This is a genomic window from Streptomyces sp. NPDC059994, assembly GCF_042737755.1.
Lineage (GTDB): Bacteria > Actinomycetota > Actinomycetes > Streptomycetales > Streptomycetaceae > Streptomyces.
Genome location: NZ_JBHWUR010000112.1, coordinates 7,791 through 24,506, shown reverse-complemented (window position 1 = coordinate 24,506; position 16,716 = coordinate 7,791). Strand labels below are relative to the sequence as shown.

At 73.0% G+C, this 16,716-nt stretch carries 17 protein-coding genes; 8 read left to right on the top strand and 9 right to left on the bottom strand.

Annotated features, from left to right (window positions below; all coding sequences use genetic code 11):
* The coding region (locus ACFWA7_RS33910) for a hypothetical protein (RefSeq protein WP_385826885.1) at positions 1-246 on the top strand (246 nt) is incomplete at its 5' end.
* A 12-nt stretch (positions 247-258) separates the two neighbouring features.
* Here the strand turns inward: ACFWA7_RS33910 and ACFWA7_RS33905 are convergent.
* Both ACFWA7_RS33905 and ACFWA7_RS33900 read right to left on the bottom strand, forming a co-directional pair.
* Entirely contained in the window at positions 259-1,677 is a 1,419-nt protein-coding gene (locus ACFWA7_RS33905) for a HEAT repeat domain-containing protein (protein ID WP_385543226.1), read from the bottom strand.
* A gap of 255 nt (positions 1,678-1,932) precedes the next feature.
* A complete protein-coding gene (locus ACFWA7_RS33900) occupies positions 1,933-2,325 on the bottom strand; it encodes an ankyrin repeat domain-containing protein (RefSeq protein WP_385543229.1) in 393 nt (130 codons plus the stop codon).
* 322 nt (positions 2,326-2,647) lie between these two features.
* Between ACFWA7_RS33900 and ACFWA7_RS33895 the strand changes: the two genes are divergently transcribed.
* Positions 2,648-2,842, top strand: a complete 195-nt coding sequence (locus ACFWA7_RS33895) for a hypothetical protein (protein WP_067155558.1) — start codon at positions 2,648-2,650, stop codon at positions 2,840-2,842.
* Positions 2,843-2,880: 38 nt separating this feature from the next.
* Positions 2,881-4,434, top strand: a complete 1,554-nt coding sequence (locus tag ACFWA7_RS33890; protein ID WP_385826883.1) for a hypothetical protein — start codon at positions 2,881-2,883, stop codon at positions 4,432-4,434.
* A gap of 10 nt (positions 4,435-4,444) precedes the next feature.
* On the opposite strand, the gene ACFWA7_RS33885 is transcribed toward ACFWA7_RS33890, so the two are convergent.
* Entirely contained in the window at positions 4,445-5,941 is a 1,497-nt protein-coding gene (locus ACFWA7_RS33885; protein ID WP_385543235.1) for a PLP-dependent aminotransferase family protein, read from the bottom strand.
* A 64-nt stretch (positions 5,942-6,005) separates the two neighbouring features.
* On the opposite strand from ACFWA7_RS33885, the gene ACFWA7_RS33880 reads away from it, so the two are divergent.
* The 4 genes from ACFWA7_RS33880 (at position 6,006) to ACFWA7_RS33865 (ending at position 9,522) form a co-directional block, all read left to right on the top strand.
* The gene (locus ACFWA7_RS33880) at positions 6,006-6,722 is read left to right on the top strand and encodes a YitT family protein (protein WP_385826881.1); all 717 of its coding nucleotides are present in this window, start codon (positions 6,006-6,008) and stop codon (positions 6,720-6,722) included.
* Entirely contained in the window at positions 6,719-7,483 is a 765-nt protein-coding gene (locus ACFWA7_RS33875; protein ID WP_385543241.1) for a glycerophosphodiester phosphodiesterase, read from the top strand. The genes ACFWA7_RS33880 and ACFWA7_RS33875 overlap by 4 nt, the downstream gene beginning before the upstream one ends.
* 57 nt (positions 7,484-7,540) lie before the next feature.
* Positions 7,541-8,893: an MFS transporter gene (locus tag ACFWA7_RS33870; protein WP_385543285.1), complete on the top strand. Its 1,353-nt coding sequence runs from the start codon at positions 7,541-7,543 to the stop codon at positions 8,891-8,893.
* A 254-nt stretch (positions 8,894-9,147) separates the two neighbouring features.
* Positions 9,148-9,522 (top strand): RNA polymerase-binding protein RbpA, encoded by a 375-nt coding sequence (locus ACFWA7_RS33865; protein ID WP_067155573.1) that lies wholly within the window; start codon positions 9,148-9,150, stop codon positions 9,520-9,522.
* 113 nt (positions 9,523-9,635) lie between these two features.
* Here the strand turns inward: ACFWA7_RS33865 and fxsA are convergent, their stop codons facing one another.
* From fxsA to ACFWA7_RS33845, 4 genes are all read right to left on the bottom strand, one after another.
* The gene (gene fxsA, locus ACFWA7_RS33860) at positions 9,636-10,211 is read right to left on the bottom strand and encodes an FxsA family membrane protein (RefSeq protein WP_385543245.1); all 576 of its coding nucleotides are present in this window, start codon (positions 10,209-10,211) and stop codon (positions 9,636-9,638) included.
* A gap of 80 nt (positions 10,212-10,291) precedes the next feature.
* Entirely contained in the window at positions 10,292-11,059 is a 768-nt protein-coding gene (locus ACFWA7_RS33855) for a polyprenol monophosphomannose synthase (RefSeq protein ID WP_385543248.1), read from the bottom strand.
* A gap of 412 nt (positions 11,060-11,471) precedes the next feature.
* A complete protein-coding gene (locus ACFWA7_RS33850) occupies positions 11,472-13,151 on the bottom strand; it encodes an amidohydrolase (protein ID WP_385826879.1) in 1,680 nt (559 codons plus the stop codon).
* A gap of 9 nt (positions 13,152-13,160) precedes the next feature.
* Positions 13,161-13,601, bottom strand: coding sequence for an Lrp/AsnC family transcriptional regulator (locus ACFWA7_RS33845; RefSeq protein ID WP_067155585.1), 441 nt, complete (start codon positions 13,599-13,601; stop codon positions 13,161-13,163).
* Positions 13,602-13,803: 202 nt separating this feature from the next.
* Here ACFWA7_RS33845 and ACFWA7_RS33840 point away from each other — a divergent pair, with 202 nt between their 5' ends.
* A complete protein-coding gene (locus tag ACFWA7_RS33840; RefSeq protein WP_385826876.1) occupies positions 13,804-14,244 on the top strand; it encodes a hypothetical protein in 441 nt (146 codons plus the stop codon).
* 7 nt (positions 14,245-14,251) lie between these two features.
* Here ACFWA7_RS33840 and ACFWA7_RS33835 read toward each other — a convergent pair whose 3' ends face one another.
* Positions 14,252-15,385 carry a phosphotransferase family protein gene (locus tag ACFWA7_RS33835; protein WP_385826874.1) on the bottom strand — a complete coding sequence of 378 codons (1,134 nt, stop codon included), beginning with the start codon at positions 15,383-15,385 and terminating at the stop codon, positions 14,252-14,254.
* A gap of 30 nt (positions 15,386-15,415) precedes the next feature.
* Complete coding sequence (locus ACFWA7_RS33830) at positions 15,416-16,534, bottom strand: hypothetical protein (RefSeq protein ID WP_385826872.1); 1,119 nt, start codon at positions 16,532-16,534, stop codon at positions 15,416-15,418.
* Positions 16,535-16,716: the final 182 nt, after the last annotated feature.

The following is a 16,716-nucleotide window of genomic DNA, read 5'->3' as shown; positions in this document are numbered from 1 at the left end:
TCAGCGGCGCGGCGGCCGGTCCGGCTCGTACGAGGGCGGCGGGCCCGGCGCGAGGCCGCGCCCGGCGAGCAGGGTGCGGCAGCGGGCCGCTGTCCGCCGCGCCACCCGGGCGGCCCCGACCGTCGCCCGGCCTCAGCGGCGCGGCGGCCGGTCCGGCTCGTACGAGGGCGGCGGGCCCGGCGCGAGGCCGCGCTCGGCGAGCAGGGTGCGGCAGCGGGCCGCTGTCCAGTCGGACAGCGCCCATAGGGCCCTATCGGCTCATATCGCGGAGGCGTCCGGGCCCATCCGGTTGTGGATGGCGCTCTGTACCTCGGCCTCCTCGGCCGGGTCGTCGGCCAGGCGCCGCAGCCGCTCCGCCACGCGCGCGTCGACGAGCTCGGCGTACTGGGCGGCCACTTCGCGGGTGGTCTCCTCGCAGTCCCACAGGCACTCGATGGCGAAGCCGGTGGGGAAGGACGGGTCGGTGGCGGCGAGCGCGCGGGCGGTGCGGCCGCGCAGTTCGGAGGAGGCGGTCTCCCGGTAGAGGTGCCTCAGTACGGGGGCGGCGCAGCCGATGCCGAGCCGTCCGGCCCCGTCGACGAGGGGGCGCAGCAGGGGCGCGTCGGGCCCTTCGGAGCGCACGCACTCACGCAGTGCGCCGAGGACCAGCTGGGCGTCGTCGGCCTCGCCCCGGCAGGCGAGGACGCCCGCGGCGGCGGCGCCGAGCGCGTCGGGCCGGTGCACCCAGCCGCGCGCCCGGTCGACGGCCTCGGGTCCGCACATCCGCTCGAAGGCGTGGACGGCGGCCTCGGCCACCGTGTGGGAGCCGCCGCCGACGGCGGCCTCGATGAGGTCGAGCACGCGGGGGTCGCGTGACTCGGTGAGGTAGTGCAGGGCGGCGCAGCGGGCGCCGTCCGAGCCGGCGCGCGCGGCCTCGATGATGAGGTCGCGGTCGTCGGGCCCGGCCACCGCGCCCAGGCAGCGGGCGGCGGGCAGGGTGAGGTCGGCGCCGCGCTCCAGGCCCTCCTGGGCCCAGTCGAAGACGGCCTGGACGCTCCAGCCCGGGCGGGGCCCGGACGGTCGCATCTGGCGCTGCCAGCGGTCGAAGGACCCGGCTTCCCGGGCGGCGCGCACCCGTGCGCCGACCACCTCCCGGGTGTCCTCGGCCCACAGCCGCCAGGGCCGGGGCTCGAAGGCGTCCCGGACGGTGGCGGCCAGTTCGGCGTCGCCCTCGGGGGTGCCGGGGAACCGGGCGAGGACGGGGCCGGCGAGGCCGCGCAGGGCCGCGTCGTCGTCACGCAGAGCAAGCTCGTCCAGGGCCCAGCCCCAGTTGGCGCCGCACACGGCGTACCGCCGCAGCAGCAGCAGCGCGTCGTCCCTGCCGTAGGAGGCGAGGTGGCCGAGGACCGCGAGCGCGAGACCGGTGCGGTGCTCATCGGCGTCGAGGACGTCCTCGGCGCTGAAGAGATGGGCCTCGATCTCGTCGAGTCCGCCGTCGAGATCCAGGTAGAGGCGCGCGTAGTACAGGGAGCGGTTCTCCACCTGCCAGTCGTGGCGGGGGTCGCCCAGTACACAGTGGTTCAGGGCCGCCAGGGCTTCTGGGCGCGGGGCGGCGAGCGCGTGCAGGGTGCCGTCGCCGCGGCCCCGCTGCAGCAGGCCGAGCAGCGTACCGCTCGGCGCTATGACCGGATCAAACATGGAAGTAGCCTCACATCAAGCTGTTGACGCAACCGGGATTCGTGCCGTGCCCTAGTAGGCCGCGCGCCAACATGTTCGGCCGTCCGCCGTCTTCTTGCTGTGAGTCATCTTCCTGCCTCTCGTCGTGTGGCCCCCGATGTAAGGACCCTGCCCCTGATGAAGGGGCTCGTCGTCATGATGACCCAGGCATTTCGCCACCGCGACCACATTTACGAGCCCCTCTCACCAGGTACGCAGGGGCACCCGGTACAAACCTCAGCGGTCGCCGAAGAGTGCGAGCAGTTCCGTCTTGCCGAACATCCGTGCGGTGTCGAGCGCGGACGGCGTTCCGGCGGAAGGATCGGCTCCGCCTGCGAGCAGCGCCTTGACGACCGTGTCCTCGCCCTTGAAGACCGCACCCGCGAGCGGGGTCTGGCCGCGGTCGTTGGCGCGGTCGGCGTCGGCGCCGCGCGCGAGGAGCACGGAGACCGCCTCCGCGTGCCCGTGGTAGGCGGCGAGCATGACGAGCGTGTGGCCCTTGTCATTGGTGAGGTCGGGCGAGACCCCGGCGTCGACGTACGCGGCGAGCGCCTCCGCGTCTCCCCGGCGCGCCAGATCGAAGATCCTGGTCGCCAGCTCGACCACCTCGGGATCGAGGTCATCGCTCATCGCACGGACCGCCTTCCACTGCGTACGGCGCCCCTCGGAACGCCTGTGACCTGGGCCCGCACGGCACCGGGGCCGTACGAGTGAATCGACAGGGTACTGCCCGCCGGGCGACATGGTTCGGCCCGCCCGGGGCACATCTCACCGCGAGTGACGACATCCGGCGCCGCAGCCGCACAGTGTCCCGCCCGCGACCCGGTTCCCTGTCCGCCACTCCAGTGAAAATCAGAGAATTTCACCCGATTGCACCTTTTATCACATAGATACTTCCTGTGATCCTGGAAGAACTCATGGTGACTGTCCCCCTCAACCAGGAGAACTTCTCATGATCCTCTCCATCTCAGGCGTCGTCCTGCTCGGAATCATCGTCTTCCTCTTCTTCCGGAAAGACGGTCTGAAAGCGTCGCACGCCATGGTCTGCGCCCTCTTCGGCTTCTACCTGGCGGGCACCGCGATCGCCCCGAGCATCAAGGCCGGCGGCCAGAGCCTGGCCAGCCTGCTGGGCGGGATCAAGTTCTGAGCTCCCGCAGTCCCGACCACCCCCCTCAGGAGACCGACGTGGCCCGGCGACCACTCCCCCGCATTCTGAGCAGCACGAGCGCGCCGATCGCCCGCAGCCGCGAGATCGCGCGCACGGCCGCCGACAGCGCCACCGACGTCCTCCATCCGCTCATCACGATCAGCCGCGGCCTGCGGCTGATCGCCGCCGCCCTGCGCTGCAAGTGGACCGCCACGCCCAGGGAACGGCGTGGTCCCGCGCTGTTCCTGGTGGCGGCCGTCGTCCTGGTGGTCGCGCTCATTCCGTACGGGCCGCTGCTCGCCCTGATCACGGTGATGGCCGCGGCCGCCTGGAAGGGCCGCGAGCGCACCCCCGTCAAGACCGGGCCCGACGAAGCCGAGACCGCCCGCCTCCAGGCGCTCTACGAGGCGCTTGTGCCCTACTTCTCGGTGGCGGAGGACCCCAGTCCGCTCTTCGCCCACGGCGGGGAATGGGCCAACGCCTTCAGTGAGTACGAGTTCGACGAGGCGGGCCGCGTCACCCGGCTCCTCATCCACTACCCCGCGTACTTCACGGACGGCGAGCCCGAGGCGCGCGCCCGTATCGAACAGCTGCTGCACACCAAGTCCGGGCGCGGCCGGGAGTACCGGTTCGAGTGGGACGAGGAGGGCAACCAGCTCGTCATGCGCGTCCTCGACGCGCTCTCCACCTCGATCGCCGCCCAGCGCTTCGTCGCGGGCCCCGGCGAGACCGTGCTCGGGTTCACCGACGCCGACGCGGTGCAGCGGACCGTGCCGGTCACCGAGGGCGACGACGTCCGCGACGCTCCGCCGGTCGTCTGGCGCACCGGCCCGCGCTCCACCGAACCGCACCTGCTGGTGGTGGGCGAGCCCGGCAGCGGCACCACGACCCTGCTGCGCTCCATCGCCCTGCAGGTGCTCCAGCACGGCGACGTGCTCGTGGTGGAGGGCAGCGGCACCGGTGAGTACGCGTGCCTGACCGGGCGCCGGGGCGTGCTCGCCGTCGAGTGCGGCCTCGCCGGGGCGCTGGCCACGCTGGAGTGGGCCGCGCACGAGACCGAGCGCCGGCTCATCGCCGCCAACCGCGCCCGCCAGGGGGGCCACCCGGCCCCGGACGACATCAAACGGCCGCTGTGGATCCTGCTCGACCGGCCGAGCGTCTTCGGGCACCTGGCCGCCGCCGACGGGCGGCCCGACCCGCAGCAGCTGCTCCAGACCCCGCTGCGGCACGGGCGGGCGGCCGGGGTGACCGTGGTGGTCGCCGAGCAGTTCGACAGCCTGGAGGCGCTGACCGAGCCGGTACGCACGCACACCCGCGCGCGCGTGGTGCTCGGCCCCTCCACCCCGGCGCTGGCCGAGTGGGTCCTCGGCGTCCCGCCGCACACCACCCCGACCACCTCGGTCCCGCCCGGCCGCGGCTACGCCCGCCTGGGCACCGGGCCCGTCCTGCGCCTCCAGGTCCCGGCGACGCCGGACCCGTACGACGAGGCGACCAGCGAGCAGCACCGCCAGGCGGTCCTGGACCTGCTCCCGGAGCGCGACCTCCCGGTGGAGGCGGCGCCCCGCCAGCAGACGGTGCCGGCGGAGGGCTGAGAGGCGCCCGTCACGCCACGAACGTACGCGGCGACTCGCCCCCGTTGCTCGCGCCCTTCTCCACCAGGCGGGCCGCCGCGGCGAGCCGCGCCGCCGCCTCGTCCGCGACCGGCCCGCTGACCGTGAACGGCAGCCGTACGTACCCCTCGAAGGCGCCGTCCACGCCGAACCGGGGGCCGGAGGGCACCCGTACGCCGACCCGTTCGCCCACTTCCGCAAGCCGCGAGCCGGAGAGTCCCCCGGTGCGCACCCAGAGCGTCAGCCCGCCCACCGGCACGTCGAACTCCCACTCCGGCAGCTCCCGGCGGACCGCCGCCACCAGCGCGTCACGGTTCTCGCGCGCCTGGGCGCGGCGCAGGTCGACCGCCTGCTCCCAACCGCCCGTGGCCATCAGCCAGTTGACGGCGAGCTGCTCCAGGACCGGGGTGCCGAGGTCGGCATAGGCGCGGGCGGCGACGAGGGAGCGGATGACGTCGGGGGCGGCGCGCACCCAGCCGATGCGCATGCCCGCCCAGAACGCCTTGCTCGCCGAGCCCACCGTGAGCACGGTCGCGCCCGCCGGGTCGAAGGCACAGACGGGGCGCGGCATGTCGATGCCCTCGTCCAGCCAGAGCTCGGACATCGTCTCGTCGACGACGAGCACGGTCCCGGCCGAGCGGGCCGCGTCCACCAGGGCGCGGCGCTGGTCCTCGCCGGCCAGCGCGCCGGTCGGGTTGTGGAAGTCGGCGACGACATAGGCGAGCCGGGGCGCGGAGTCGCGCAGCACCTGCCGCCACAGGGGCAGGTCCCAGCCGGTCAGCCCCTCGGCCATGGCGACCGGCACCAGCCGGGCCCCGGCCTCGCGCATCAGCTGGAGGATGTTGGCGTACGAGGGCGACTCGACCGCGATCCGCTCGCCGCGCCCGGCGAAGAGGTGGCAGATGGCGTCGATGGCGCCCATCGCGCCGGTGGTGACCATGATCTGCTCGGGCATGGTCGGGATACCGCGCGCCGTGTACCGCTCGGCGAGCATCTGGCGCAGCGCGGGCAGCCCGGCCGGATAGTCGCCGTGGGTGTGCGCGTACGGCGGCAGCTCCTCCAGGGCGCCCTGGACCGAACGGGTCAGCCACGGCTCGGGCGCGGGCAGCGCCGCGCACCCCAGGTCGATCATGGAGCCCAGCGACTCCGGCGGCAGCGGCTCCAGGCCGCGCGAGGGCAGCGGGTTGCCCGCCGGGACGGCCGTCCAGCTGCCCGCACCCCGGCGGGACTCCAGGAAGCCCTCGCCGCGCAGCGCCTCGTAGGCGGCGGCGACCGTGGTGCGGCTGACCGAGAGCGCCAGGGCCAGCTCCCGCTCGGCGGGAAGGCGGGCCGCCACCGGCACCCGTCCTTCGAGGACGAGGAGGCGGATCCCGTCGGCGAGCGCCCGGTAGGCGGGCGGCTTGCGGGTGCCCGCCGGGCGGGGCTGCTGCTGTGCGTTGAGCTGACGGGCGAGCTGTGCCGGCCCGACCGCCGAGGTCCACTGCGCCATGGAAGTCAGTCCACCTTCCCCGAATTGGCCATGGTTGGGAGGGGTTTCCCAGCCACAGAGTGTCATGCGCCGGTCCACTACCACCAGACAGGGGGGCACTCACGTGTCCACGCACCTCACCCGCAGGCTGCTCCAGCTCTACGTCGGCCTGACGCTGTACGGCGTGAGCTCCGCGCTGCTCGTGCGCAGCGGGCTCGGGCTCGAACCGTGGGGGGTGCTGCACCAGGGGATCGCCGAGCGCACCGGGCTGACCATCGGCGTCGTGTCGATCATCGTGGGCGCTCTCGTGCTGCTGCTGTGGATCCCGATCCGGCAGCGCCCGGGCCTGGGTACGGTCTCCAACGTCTTCGCCATCGGCATCGCGATGGACTCCACGCTCGCCCTGGTGCCGGACGTGCACGGGTTCGCCGTCCGGATCCCCCTGCTGGTCGGCGGGATCCTGCTCAACGGCGTGGCGACCGGCCTGTACATCTCGGCGCGGTTCGGCCCCGGCCCGCGCGACGGTCTGATGACCGGGCTGCACCGGCTCACCGGCCGCTCCATCCGGCTGGTGCGCACCTCGATCGAGGTGGCGGTGGTGGCGACCGGATTCCTGCTCGGCGGCTCGCTGGGCGTCGGCACGGTCGCCTACGCCCTCGCCATCGGCCCGCTCGCCCAGTTCTTCCTGCGCGTCTTCGCCGTCCCCGGGCCGGAGCGGACAGCGGCCCCGGAGCCCGCGCCCGCCGTCGCCGCCGAGCCCGTCACCGGGGCGGCACCGGCGCAGGCGATACTGCGCGGGTGACTCGCGTACGCCACCCCTATCTGGACCACCCGACACCGATCGCCTTCGCCCACCGCGGCGGGGCGGCCGACGGCATCGAGAACACCGCGGCCGCCTTCGGCCGGGCCGCGGCGGCCGGTTTCCGGTACTTCGAGACCGATGTGCACACCACCGTGGACGGCCGCCTCGTCGCCTTCCACGACTCCACCCTGGACCGGGTCACCGACTCCGTGGGGCGGATCGCCGATCTGCCGTGGGCCGAGGTGCGCCAGGCCCGGGTGGCGGGCCGCGAGCCGCTGCCGCTCTTCGAGGAGCTCCTGGAGGCGTTCCCCGAGGCCCGCTGGAACGTCGACCTCAAGGCCGAGGCCGCGCTCGGCCCGCTCGTGGAGCTGATCCGCCGGACCGGTGCGTGGGACCGGGTGTGCGTGGGCTCGTTCTCGGAGACCCGGGTGGCCCGGGCCGCCAAGCTGGCGGGCCCGCGCCTGGCCACCTCGTACGGGGTGCGCGGCGTCGCCGCCCTGAGGCTGCGCTCGCTCGGCGTCCCCGTGCCGCTGCGCCGGGGCGCGGTGTGCGCGCAGGTGCCCGAGGCCCAGAGCGGGGTCCGGGTGGTGGACCGGCGCTTCGTGGAGACCGCGCACGCCCTGGGCCTGCAGGTACACGTATGGACAATCAATGATCCCGATCGGATGACGAAACTCCTGGACCTCGGCGTGGATGGCATCATGACCGATCATCTGGAGACGCTGCGCAAGGTACTGACCGACCGGGGAACCGGGTTCTGACACCCGGCGCGCGCCCGAGGAACGAACGAAAGGGCGCGGGGTTTGACCGCCGAGACCATGGGCCGGGCCGCCGCAGAGGCGGCGCCGGACCCCGACCGCCGCCGCGAACAACGCGGCTGGTACTTCTACGACTTCGCGTGTTCGGTCTACTCGACGACCGTCCTGACGGTGTTCCTCGGGCCCTATCTGACGACGATCGCGAAGGACGCCGCCGACGCGGACGGCTTTGTGCACCCGCTGGGCGTTCCGGTGCGGGCCGGGTCCCTCTTCGCGTACGCGGTGTCCGCCTCCGTGGTGCTCGCGGTGGTCCTGATGCCGATGGTGGGCGCCGCCGCGGACCGCAGCGGCCGCAAGAAGCCGCTGCTCGCGGCGGCCGCGTACACCGGAGCCGCGGCGACCGCGGGCATGTTCTTCCTGGACGGGCACCGCTATCTGCTCGGCGCGGCGCTGCTGATCGTCGCCAATGCCGCGCTGTCGGTCTCGATGGTGCTCTACAACGCCTATCTGCCGCAGATCGCCGGCCCCGAGGAGCGCGACCGCGTCTCCTCGCGCGGCTGGGCCTTCGGCTACACGGCGGGCGCGTTCGTCCTGATCCTCAACCTGATCCTCTACTCGGGCCACGACAGCTTCGGGCTCTCCGAGGGCACGGCCGTACGGATCTGTCTGGCCTCGGCGGGGGTCTGGTGGGGCGCCTTCACGCTCGTACCGCTGCGGCGGCTGCGGGACCGGGGCGCGCCCGCCGGGCACGCCCCGGCCGAGGGCAAGGTGGGTGCGGGCTGGCGCCAGCTCGTCGCGACGCTGCGCGACATGCGCGCGCGTCCGCTCACGCTCGCCTTCCTGCTCGCGTATCTGATCTACAACGACGGCGTGCAGACGGTGATCTCGCAGGCGTCGCTGTACGGCTCCGAGGAGCTCGGGCTCGACCAGAACACGCTGATCGTCGCCGTGCTGCTCGTGCAGGTGCTCGCGGTGGCCGGGGCGCTCGGGATGGGGCGGCTCGCGCAGACGTACGGCGCCAAGCGCACGATCCTCGCCTCGCTGGCGGTGTGGGCGCTGATCCTGGGCACCGGGTACTTCCTGCCCGCCCACTCGCCCGCGCTCTTCTTCGTCCTGGCCGCGGCGATCGGCACGGTCCTGGGCGGCAGCCAGGCGCTGTCGAGGTCGCTTTTCTCACACATGGTGCCGAGCGGCAAGGAAGCCGAGTACTTCTCGGCCTACGAGATGAGCGACCGCGGACTGAGCTGGCTGGGGCCACTGGTGTTCGGGCTCGCGTATCAGCTGACCGGGAGCTACCGGGATGCGATCATCTCCCTCGTGATCTTCTTCGTGGCCGGCTTCGCGCTGCTCGCCCGGGTGCCGGTGAGGGCCGCCGTGGCGGCCGCGGGGAACCCGGTTCCGGCGCGGATTTAGACGTTGAAGTGAAAGGCCGGTAGTGTACGCCTTTGGCCTGCCAGGCGGACCGTTACTGCGTGCTCAAGTAGTGAAGACGCTGGGTGACATCTGCTGCCAGATGTGACAAACCGGGCACTGGTGGGTACAACAAGGGGCGGCACGACGGCGACACATGACCCACAACGGGAATCTTTACCGCCGACCGGACGTTGACCGGATGACGACGACAGCGACACCTGTCCTGTGGGCGACAAGCCCGGGAGGCACGATTCATGAGTGAGCGAGCTCTTCGCGGCACGCGCCTCGTGGTGACCAGCTACGAGACCGACCGCGGCATCGATCTGGCCCCGCGCCAGGCGGTGGAGTACGCATGCGAGAACGGACATCGATTTGAGATGCCGTTCTCGGTGGAGGCAGACATCCCGCCGGAGTGGGAGTGCAAGGCGTGTGGCGCCATGGCACTCCTCGTGGACGGCGAAGGTCCTGAAGAGAAGAAGGGCAAGCCCGCGCGTACGCACTGGGACATGCTCATGGAGCGGCGCACCCGCGAAGAGCTGGAGGAGGTTCTGGCCGAAAGGCTGGAGGTTCTGCGTTCCGGCGCCATGAACATTGCCGTGCATCCGCGCGACAGTCGCAAGTCCGCGTAGGCGCGCAAGCGCTCTTGGCGGAAACCGAAGAGTCGAGGGCCGGTCACACCGTAATGGTGTGACCGGCCCTCTTCTTTGCGTCAGGTTGCGTCAGGTCGCCGTACGTATGGACCTCAGTGGGTCAGCGGCGGACGGGGCCCCTGGTCGTCCCGCTGCGGGCGCTGGTCGTCCCGGATGACCTCGCCCTGCACCACCTTGCCGTCCGGGTGCTGCATACGGGCCTGCTGGAAGGCGTCACCCAGGCTGCCGGGCGCGGCCGTGCGCATCCGCTTCTCCAGCGAGCGCTCCGCGTACCGGGAGAGCGCCTTGCGCACCGGCGGCACCAGGCAGAGCAGCCCGAGCGCGTCCGAGAGCAGGCCCGGGACGATCAGCAGCAGGCCGGCCAGCATGGTCAGGGTGTTGCCCTCGCTGCCGGGCCGGGGGCCCGCGCCGGGAGCCGTCCCGGACTGCTGCTGCTGGATGGTCTCGGTGAGGTTGCGAAAGGCCCGGCGCCCGGCCCGCTTGATGACGAACGAGCCGAGCACGACACCGCCGACCAGCAGGGCGAACACGGTCAGTCCGCCGACCGCGTCCGCCACGGTGATCAGCAGCCAGATCTCCACGAGGAGCCAGGCGGCGATCCCCAGCGGGACGAGGGTGCGCGCACGGGAGCGCTTGGGCAGGGTCGGGGGCACGGTGCCGGTCGTCATGCTCCCAGTGTGCCTGGGAGCATGACGGGACGGCGTAAAGGATCCGCCGGCGGCCGGCGAACCGGAGCCGGACCGCCCGCTCAGGACGGCTTGCGGCCCAGGAGCTTGTTGGCGCGCGAGCCGACGCCCCAGGCGGTGACCCGCCACAGCGCCTCGACGATGATGTCGTTGCTCATCTTGGAGTCGCCGCGCTCACGCTCGACGAAGGTGATCGGCACCTCGACCACGTGGTAGCCGGCGGCGACGGCACGGCGGGCCAGGTCGACCTGGAAGCAGTAGCCCTGCGAGGCCACCTCGTCCAGGCCGAGGCCTTCGAGGGTCTCGCGGCGGAAGGCCCGGAACCCGCCGGTGACGTCGCGGATGTCCACACCGAGCAGCAGCCGGGAGTAGGTGGAGCCGCCGCGGGAGATGAACTCGCGGCTCTTGGGCCAGTTCACCACCCGGCCGCCCGGCACCCAGCGCGAGCCGAGGACCAGGTCGGCCCCCTTGAGCGCGGTGAGCAGCCGGGGCAGCTCCTCCGGCTGGTGGGAGCCGTCGGCGTCCATCTCGACCAGGACGCCGTAGCCCTCGTCGGCGCCCCAGCGGAAACCCGCGAGGTAGGCGGCGCCCAGGCCTTCCTTGCCCTTGCGGTGCAGGACGTGGACGTGGTCGTCCTCGGCGGCGAGCTCGTCGGCGATCTTGCCGGTGCCGTCGGGGCTGTTGTCGTCGGCGATCAGGACGTGGGCCTCGGGGACCGACTCCCTGACGCGGGAGACGATCGGCTTGATGTTCTCCGCCTCGTTGTAGGTCGGGATGATCACCAAGGCTCTGCCGAGCGGGCCGTACCGCCTCTGACCGCCGTCGTTCACTGCTGCCCCTTATTGTCCGTACGCAGGGCACCACCATAGCGAGCGGTCCGGACACTCCCGCACCGCGAGGTCCCAGGGTGTCGGAATGGGGGCCCGGCGCCCTTCGGGCCGGCCTCGGACCCGCTGGCTGCGGGCTGCCTGGAGCCGTTGTCTACTGAACGTCCGGACCCCATCCGGGTCGCACCCTCCCCCGAGCTCCCGCGGAGCAGGGGGGACCCCCCGGACGGCAGAAACCTTCTGTCGGCCGGACGTCCTGTGGTGGACCCGGCCGAACCTACCCGCCCCCGGCCGCTCTCTGTCAACAGCCGTTTGACCTGCGACGTCGAGGGAAACCAGCAGGTCAGCCAGGAGGATCCGCAGGTGATGGCGGCGCCCGGAGGGCAGCCTGACGGGCGTACGAAATGTCCCTACGTCACTCGTTCGGCCGGACAAAGACCGTTTGTCCGAACACCACCGTGCGCAGGCAGACCGGCAGCGCCGCCCCGGGGCTGAGGTCCGGCAGTCCGGGCGTGCCCGAGCGCGGGTCGGTCGACCAGCGGGCCACCCGGTCGTCCGGCGCCTGCACCACGAGCTCGCCGGTGCGCCACACCGCGTAGTCGGCGGGCGCGCCCGGCACCAGGGTGCCCGCGTCGTCCCGGCCGATGGCGCGCCAGCCGCCCCGGGTGTGGGCGGTGAAGGCGGCGCGGGCCGAGACCCGGTGCTCGGGGGTCCGGTGGAAGGCGGCCGCGCGGACGGTGCCCCACGGGTCGAGCGGGGTGACCGGCGAGTCCGAGCCGAAGGCGAGCGGTACTCCGGCGCGCAGCAGGGCCGCGTACGGGTTGAGGGTGCGCGCCCGCCCGGCGCCGAGCCTCTGGGCGTACATGCCCTCCTCGCCGCCCCACAGCGCGTCGAACGCGGGCTGTACGGAGGCGGTGAGGCCGAGCTCGGCGAAGGCGGCGATGGTCTCGGGGGTGAGCATCTCGGCGTGCTCTACGCGGTGCCGGGCGGCGCGGACGCGGGCCAGGCCCACCTTGGCGGCGGCGGCCCGCACCCCCTCGACGACCGCGGTGACGGCGGCGTCCCCGATGGCGTGGAACCCGGCCTGGAGCCCGGCCTCGGTGCAGGCGGCCACATGGGCGGCGACGTCGGCCGCCTCCAGGTGGCCGGTGCCGGTGTGCGGGGCGTCGGCGTACGGCTCGTGCAGACAGGCGGTGTGCGAGCCGAGCGCGCCGTCGACGAAGAGGTCCCCGGCCGCGCCGAGCGCGCCGAGTTCGCGGATGCGATCGGCGTCCTTGGGGCCGGTGACCCGCTCGGCCCAGTAGCCGAAGACGCGCGGGCCCGCCTCGTCACGGGCCAGCTTCAGGAGCGAGGTGAAGTCGTCCTCGTCGGAGATCTCGGGGCCGCCGCACTCGTGGAGGGTGCCGATGCCGAGCGAGGCCGCCCGGTGCAGCGCGGCCCGCTGGGCCTCCTCGCGCTGGCGCGGGGTGATCGCCGCGTGTGCGGCGGCCCGTACCGCGTGGTGGGCGGCGGCGGTCAGCGGGGCGTCCGGGTGGTAGCCGTCGAGCCCGGTGACGCCCGGGATCCGGTCGAGGAGCGCGGTGGTCGCGACGGCCGAGTGGACGTCGATGCGCGGCAGGTAGAGCGGGCGGCCGCCGGTGGCCCCGTCGAGCTCGGCGCGGGTGGGCGGGGTCCGCTCGGGCCAGCGCGCGGAGTCCCAGCCGTGGCCGAGCAGCACGTCGTCGTCGGGGCGGGCCGCGGCGTACGCCCGTACCGCCGCCAGGGCCTCGGCGCGGGTGCGGGCGGACGACAGGTCGAGGCCGGTGAGTGCCAGGCCGGTGGCCGTGGTGTGCACATGCGCATCGGTGAACGCCGGGGTGACCAGGGCCCCTTCGAGGTCGATCACCTCGTCGACGCCGGACGCGAAGGCGTCGGCCGCGCCCTCGGAGCCGACCCAGGCGACGTGCCCGCGTTCGACGACCATCGCCGTGGCGAACGGGTCGGCGGGGCTGTGGACCTCCCCGCCGCGCAGCAGCACGGTGCGGTGGTCGGGCTCGCCGGTGGACAGCGGGGCGACGGTTCGGGCCGGAAGGGCGGCGGCGCTCTCGGAACTCATGGGAACAGCCTAGATACGCGGCGGCCGTGCCTCGTACGGGGTCGAGAGAACGACGGTCGTCCGGGTGGAGACGCCGGCCAGCGAGCGGATGCGGGTCAGCAGGTGCTCCAGCTCCAGCGGGGTGGCCACCCGCACCTTGAGGATGTAGTTCTCGTCGCCCGCGACGCTGTGGCACGCCTCTATCTCCGGCACGTCGGCCAGCCGTTCGGCGATGTCGTCGGGGGCGCTCGGGTCGAACGGCTTGACCGAGATGAACGCGGTCAGCGGCAGCCCCACCGCCTCGGGGTCCACGACGGCGACATAGCCGCGGATGACTCCGCGCTGCTCCAGACGGCGTACCCGCTGGTGCACGGCCGAGGTGGACAGGCCAGTGGCCTTGCCCAGGTCGGTGTAGCTCATCCGCCCGTCCTTGACGAGCAGATCCACGATCTGACGGTCCAGCTCCTCCATGCGGATCAACCTATTCCCACAGGTCCCCTCCGGCACAGTCGGCGGCAACCGGAAGGGGCACCTGCGGCGGGCATGTGACGAATGCCACAGGCTTGTGACGTGCTGCCGCGGGGCGTCGCGGTTACGGCCGGGGCCTGGCGGGAATTGCTTGCTGTGGTCGCGGCGACGGCGCCTTGCCGGCCCACCCAAGGGGGAGAACCCAATGCAGAACATGAAGCGTGGCGGACGTGTGTCGAATGAACGCACCGATGAACGCACCGATCCGGAGCCCGTTGATCGCACCGTCGAGGACGAGCTCGCCGACGACGAGGCCGCGGACGCCTACGACACCTTCGAGATGTACCGGGTGATCTGCCCGGACTGCGCCCAGCCGATCGCGCTCCTCGCGGACGAGACGGTGCTGCCGGAGCACGCGCTGTGCCCGAGCCCCTGGAACCCGTTCGTCCTCACGGTGTGCGCCGGGACCGGCCGCGCGGCCTCGCAGAGCAGGCCCGCGGACACCTCCAAGGAGGTCCAGGAGCAGGACACCGCGCTGCTCCTGACGCTCCCCCAGGGCCTCGACTGGCGGACACAGCCCTTCTCGCACGTCCACGGTCCGGGCTCGCGTCCGATGCGGGTGCCGCGCATGCGGCGTGCCGCCTAGGCCCGGGTCAGTTCCAGTACGTTCCCCGCACCATCGCCTCCAGGCTGCCCCGGTGCAGGATCAGCGCGTCCGGGTCGTCGGGGACCCGGACCTCGCCGAAGTGCAGCTGCCGGTAGGCGATCCTGAGCATCACCACGGCGTGCCGCAGGGCGGCGTAGAGCGTGTGGAACTCCATGGCGCGCGGGGTGTGCCCGGTCAACTCGGCGTAGCGCGCCTCGATGTGGTCCCGTCTCAGGAAGTCGGGCAGACCGGGCTGGCCGGAACTCACCGTCAGATCCTGGAAGAAGCGGTGCAGATAGACGGTCCAGCCGAGGTCGAGTTCGCGCGGGCCGAGGGCCGCCATCTCCCAGTCGAGGACGGCGGCGGGCTCGAAGCCGTCGTAGACGATGTTGCCGATCCGCGCGTCGCCCCAGCAGAGCACCGCCGGACCTTCGTCGGCGGGCCAGTGCGCGTCGATCCAGTCGAACGCGGACTCGATGAGCGGGGAGCGGGCCAGGCCGTCCACCACCCAGTCGTAGTAGGCCCGTTGGGCCGCCACATGGCGCCGCAGGGGTGAGCCCTCGCCCTCCGGGAGCAGGAAGGCGGCCTCCCCGGCCGGGAACCGGTCGTGCAGCCGGGCGAGCACCGCGACCGTGGCGTCCTCAAGGCGTGCCCGCTCGGCGTCGCTCGCGGAGTGCAGCCAGTTGCCCTCGTACGTATAGGGCATGACGTCGGGCGGTACGCGACCCTCGGCACGCTCCATCACGAAGAACGGGGCGCCGAGCGCGGTGGGGTCCTCTTCAAGCCACAGCACCCGGGGCACCGGGACGTCGGTGTGCTCGGCGACCAGGCGCATCACCCGGTGCTGGCGGGCCATGTCGTAGACCGGGAAGACGGTGTACGCGGCGGGGTCGGCGGCGAGCCGCAGGGCGCAGGCGAATGGCGGTCCTCCCTGCTGGAGCGAAGCCGAGAGCTTGGGGGACGGCGCGGCCGGGTGGTCGAGGCCGAAGAGCAGGGTCTCGCTCGACATGCCGTTGGAGGACGGCACCTCGACGCCGGTGACGCGGGCGCCGGGCAGCCGTGCGTCGAGCCAGCCGGTGAGCCTGCGGACGAGCTCCTGGGGGTCGCGCGTGGTGGTGCGGGGGCGTGGTGCCGTGGCCATGGGCGTATCCCTTCTCGGGGCGCGGAGGGGTCAGGGCGCGACGGAGGTGTACGTGGCGAAGCCGCTGGGGTCGTGGCGGCCGAAGCTGCCGTGCTCGAAGATCCCGTATCCGGTGCGCCCGTCGAGCGTGAAGCGGGCGGCGTGGTCGGTGACGCCGTAGGCGGCCATCGGGTGGGCGGCCGGGTCGGAGAGGTCGTAGAGGCGGCGGTCGGTCCAGCTCCGCCCCTGCCAGGTGCCGTGCTGCCAGTCGTCGGCGGGCGGATACCCGGCGCCGACGGCCAGCGGCGAGGAGGTGAGCACCTCGACGCCGAGTTCCAGGGGCTTGCGGGCGTCGGTGAGGTGGACGACCGCGCGTTCGGGGTGGCGGGTGCCGGGCCGATAGGTGATGTCGGCCTGGGGCCAGCCCAGTTGGGCGTCGGGGCGGCCCTCGCGGACGAGCACGGCCTCGTTGAGCGTGCGGTAGCCGTCGGCGTCCTCCTGGGCGATCACCATCAGGAAGCGGTCGTCGAAGCGGACCGGCGCCCAGAGCCAGTGGAACCCCTCGGGCCGGTGCTCCTCGGCGCGCCCGTCGCTCTCGCCGGGGATCGGGCGCACCCCCCAGCTGCGGTCGCGGGTGCCGGTCCACTCCCCCGCCGTGACCGGTATCTCCTCGCCCGCGACCCGGATCGCGCCGGTGCAGCGGCCCGCCTGGACGAAGCGGCGGCCTTCGAGGGTGAGGCGGTCGCCCCGGCGCTGGACGTGGTGCGGCTCCCACACGGCCGGGAAGCCGGCCTGCCAGGTGATCTCGTACGAGAGCGAGGCGGGGTCGGCGGGGTCGGGGGCGCAGTGCAGGGTGAGGCGGCGCAGCGGCTCGTCGACGGTGATGCGCAGCGGGCCGACGGAGAGGTTCATCCGGTCGTCGGTGAGCGCGTCGCTGGCGCGGACGGCGTGCAGCCGGTCGCCGAGGCGCAGGGTGGCGTAGGCGTCGATGACCCCGGTGTTGGGGTAGACGCCGAGTCCGGCGATCAGCAGTGCGCGGCCGTGGTGGTCGAAGACGTGGAAGATGCAGCGGTCGTAGGCGTTGCGGTCGCCGGTGGCGACGTGTTTCAGGGAGAGCGGGACCTGGTGGATCGGGTATTCGTCGAGTGCGATCGGACGGTCCTGGGACACGGCTAACCTCCTGGACGACAGGAAAGTTGACGGTACGTCAGAAGCCGTGGAAAACAAGCCCCCCTGAGTCGGGGGGGGGGGGGGTGGGGGCCCCCCCCCCCCCCCCCCCCCAGGTGGGCGGGGGGGCCGTGCCCCCCCGGGGGGGGGGGCGGCCCCACCCCGGGGAAGGGGTGTTGGGGCGG

Coding starts and splice junctions, on each gene's coding strand:
- ACFWA7_RS33905 (WP_385543226.1), bottom strand. CDS start 1,677: ATGTTTGATCCGGTCATAGCGCCGAGCGGTACGCTGCTCGGCCTGCTG.
- ACFWA7_RS33900 (WP_385543229.1), bottom strand. CDS start 2,325: ATGAGCGATGACCTCGATCCCGAGGTGGTCGAGCTGGCGACCAGGATC.
- ACFWA7_RS33895 (WP_067155558.1), top strand. CDS start 2,648: ATGATCCTCTCCATCTCAGGCGTCGTCCTGCTCGGAATCATCGTCTTC.
- ACFWA7_RS33885 (WP_385543235.1), bottom strand. CDS start 5,941: ATGGCGCAGTGGACCTCGGCGGTCGGGCCGGCACAGCTCGCCCGTCAG.
- ACFWA7_RS33880 (WP_385826881.1), top strand. CDS start 6,006: ATGCGCCGGTCCACTACCACCAGACAGGGGGGCACTCACGTGTCCACG.
- ACFWA7_RS33870 (WP_385543285.1), top strand. CDS start 7,541: ATGGGCCGGGCCGCCGCAGAGGCGGCGCCGGACCCCGACCGCCGCCGC.
- ACFWA7_RS33865 (WP_067155573.1), top strand. CDS start 9,148: ATGAGTGAGCGAGCTCTTCGCGGCACGCGCCTCGTGGTGACCAGCTAC.
- fxsA (WP_385543245.1), bottom strand. CDS start 10,211: ATGACGACCGGCACCGTGCCCCCGACCCTGCCCAAGCGCTCCCGTGCG.
- ACFWA7_RS33850 (WP_385826879.1), bottom strand. CDS start 13,151: ATGAGTTCCGAGAGCGCCGCCGCCCTTCCGGCCCGAACCGTCGCCCCG.
- ACFWA7_RS33845 (WP_067155585.1), bottom strand. CDS start 13,601: ATGGAGGAGCTGGACCGTCAGATCGTGGATCTGCTCGTCAAGGACGGG.
- ACFWA7_RS33840 (WP_385826876.1), top strand. CDS start 13,804: ATGCAGAACATGAAGCGTGGCGGACGTGTGTCGAATGAACGCACCGAT.
- ACFWA7_RS33835 (WP_385826874.1), bottom strand. CDS start 15,385: ATGGCCACGGCACCACGCCCCCGCACCACCACGCGCGACCCCCAGGAG.